Source organism: Dorea sp. 210702-DFI.3.17 (assembly GCF_020560825.1).
Classification (GTDB): Bacteria; Bacillota; Clostridia; order Lachnospirales; family Lachnospiraceae; genus Dorea; species Dorea formicigenerans.
This window is the reverse complement of record NZ_JAJCNB010000069.1, coordinates 1-2,440: the sequence shown is the minus strand read 5'-3', so window position 1 is coordinate 2,440 and position 2,440 is coordinate 1. Positions and strand designations below refer to the sequence as shown.

Annotated in this window: 3 protein-coding genes and 1 pseudogene; 3 read left to right on the top strand and 1 reads right to left on the bottom strand. The window is 32.0% G+C overall.

Annotated elements, in window-relative coordinates:
• Positions 1-318, bottom strand: a 318-nt coding sequence (locus LI149_RS14895) for a BlaI/MecI/CopY family transcriptional regulator (protein WP_227143601.1), incomplete at its 3' end; no start/stop codon positions are given.
• 377 nt (positions 319-695) lie between these two features.
• Here LI149_RS14895 and LI149_RS14890 point away from each other — a divergent pair.
• From LI149_RS14890 to LI149_RS14880, 3 genes and pseudogenes are all read left to right on the top strand, one after another.
• Complete coding sequence (locus tag LI149_RS14890; protein WP_227079188.1) at positions 696-1,268, top strand: virulence RhuM family protein; 573 nt, start codon at positions 696-698, stop codon at positions 1,266-1,268.
• 40 nt (positions 1,269-1,308) lie between these two features.
• Positions 1,309-1,578, top strand: a pseudogene (locus LI149_RS14885) (DEAD/DEAH box helicase family protein); the annotation flags it as partial.
• 271 nt (positions 1,579-1,849) lie between these two features.
• The gene (locus tag LI149_RS14880; protein WP_118471073.1) at positions 1,850-2,347 is read left to right on the top strand and encodes a Panacea domain-containing protein; all 498 of its coding nucleotides are present in this window, start codon (positions 1,850-1,852) and stop codon (positions 2,345-2,347) included.
• The last annotated feature ends 93 nt before the right edge of the window (positions 2,348-2,440 follow it).

Here is a 2,440-nt window from a genome sequence, read left to right as displayed (position 1 = left end):
TTTATCATCCTCAATGTAAGAGGCAAGCATAGAAGTGATATTACCATTATAATATCGCTTTAAAAAAGAATTACTTTCCTGCCGAATATATTCGTCTTCCTTGACCAATGGAGTATAGACAAAAACCCGGCTTTGTTTCTCATAGGTTAATGCTTTCTTAGAAACGAGACGTTTAATCAATGTCTGAATTGTTTTAGGACTCCAACTGGAAATTTGTGTTAATTTTTCAGTAATTTCATTGGTGCTGATTGGTGCGTATTTCCAAACGATTTTCATAACTTCAAATTCAGCTTCTGAAATTTGAGGCAGATTGCTCATGTGATATTCCTCCAAATCTTACGTTTGTAATAAAAATATTATATATTGAAAACGTCTGATCTGTCAATGGAATGAAAAAGCTTGACTTTAAATCTTACAGATGTAGGATTTAAAGTGTGGCGAGAAGGATGGAGATGGAAAAATCAGTATTACGATTATTCAGAAATGGTTGAAATAGACTTAATCCTGGAGGAATATTTCAACGCAGCATGATGAAAAATAGAATAGTGGTGATAAAAAAGTACAAATGAAAATCGAACATTTGTACTTTTTTCTTGCCTTCATCTATATACTTTCAAAAAAATGTCTGATATAATAGGGACTGTTAATACTAAAATGATATGTTTTATAAGTAGCTAAAATAAGAGGATAAATAAATGAATCAAGAACATAAAATTGTTTTATATCAAGTGGAAGACACTAATATTTATGTGAATGTAATGTTTAAAGAAGATACTTTTTGGATGACACAAAAAGCAATGGCAGATTTATTTGAATGTACAACAGATAATATATCCTTGCATTTGAAAAATATTTATAAGGAAGAAGAATTAGATGAAAATCGAACTACCGAGTTTTTCTCGGTAGTTCAAAATGAGGGACAGCGTAACGTTAAAAGAAAAGTAAAATGTTATAATTTAAATGCAATTATAGCTGTTGGATATCGAGTAAATTCTAAGAAAGCTACACGCTTTCGGCAGTGGGCTACTAAAACATTAAAAGAATATATTACAAAAGGGTTTGTGTTGAATGATGATATGCTTAAAAACGGCAGACCTTTTGGAAAAGACTATTTTGATGAATTACTTGAACGCATTCGTGAAATCAGGGCCAGTGAGCGCAGAGCCTATCAGAAAATTACGGATGTATTTGAACAGTGCAGTTATGATTATGATAAAAACAGTGAGATAAATAGAATATTATTTGATAAACTTTTTAACCAAAGTTAGTAATTATGTAAATTTAGGAAGATTATTCAGGAGAAATCATATGGATCATTTTGAATTAGTATCAGAATATAAACCAACAGGAGACCAGCCACAGGCAATCAAAGAGCTGGTCGAAGGGTTCAAAGAAGGCAACCAGTGCCAGACATTGCTTGGCGTCACTGGATCTGGTAAGACATTTACCATGGCGAATGTCATCCAACAATTGAATAAACCAACGCTGATCATAGCACACAATAAGACGCTGGCTGCACAGCTTTATGGGGAATTTAAAGAGTTCTTCCCGAATAACGCAGTGGAATATTTTGTCTCCTAGCATGAGAAAGTCACAAAACAGGTGGTATTTTGTGGTATGTGGGTGGTTGAATATCCAGATGTTGTGGAAGTGGTAGTGGTGAGAGTATAGGTGAAAAGCGGGTGGATGAAGAGGTTTTGTGACTTTATATCATATTATTTTTAACTATAGTATATGGAGAAGAGATTGTTTATAAAAGAATATCGCTAGATACCTTTTAAAACATGTAAAATCTTGCAATTGCGAGAATATAATAGTAAGATAAAGAAAAAGAAAGAGAGGGATAACGATGTTAGGGTATAATGTAATTGATATATCATCATATATTATTGAATATTCAAATGAAATCGGTAGCCCAGTAAGCAATTTGAAATTACAAAAATTACTATATTATTCACAAGCTGCAATGTTGGTTGAACTTGGACAGAAATGTTTTGATTCAAAAATTATGGCATGGGAATTTGGCCCGGTTGTAGTTGAAGCGTATCAACATTACAAGGAATATGGAAGAGATGTTATTCCGAATCAAGAAGATTGTAAAAGAATGAAACTTGATGGAAAGACAATGAAAATTATTTATGAACCATCAAAAAAAATTGATAATGTCACAAAAAAAATAATTAGTAAAGTTGTTGATTCTTATTCCCAAATAAGAAACCCATTTGAATTAGTAAGAAAAACTCACGAAGAAGATCCTTGGAAAAATACAGATTTAAATCAAGAGATAGAATGTGATGAAATACGTAAATATTATGAAAAACAACCGGAAAAGATATATGGGGTATAGGAAGTGCAGTATAATAATACTAAAGATACAGAAAAATTATTAACTCAAACTTCCCACACCAATAAGGTGTGCTGAACCTTGATAACTCTATAT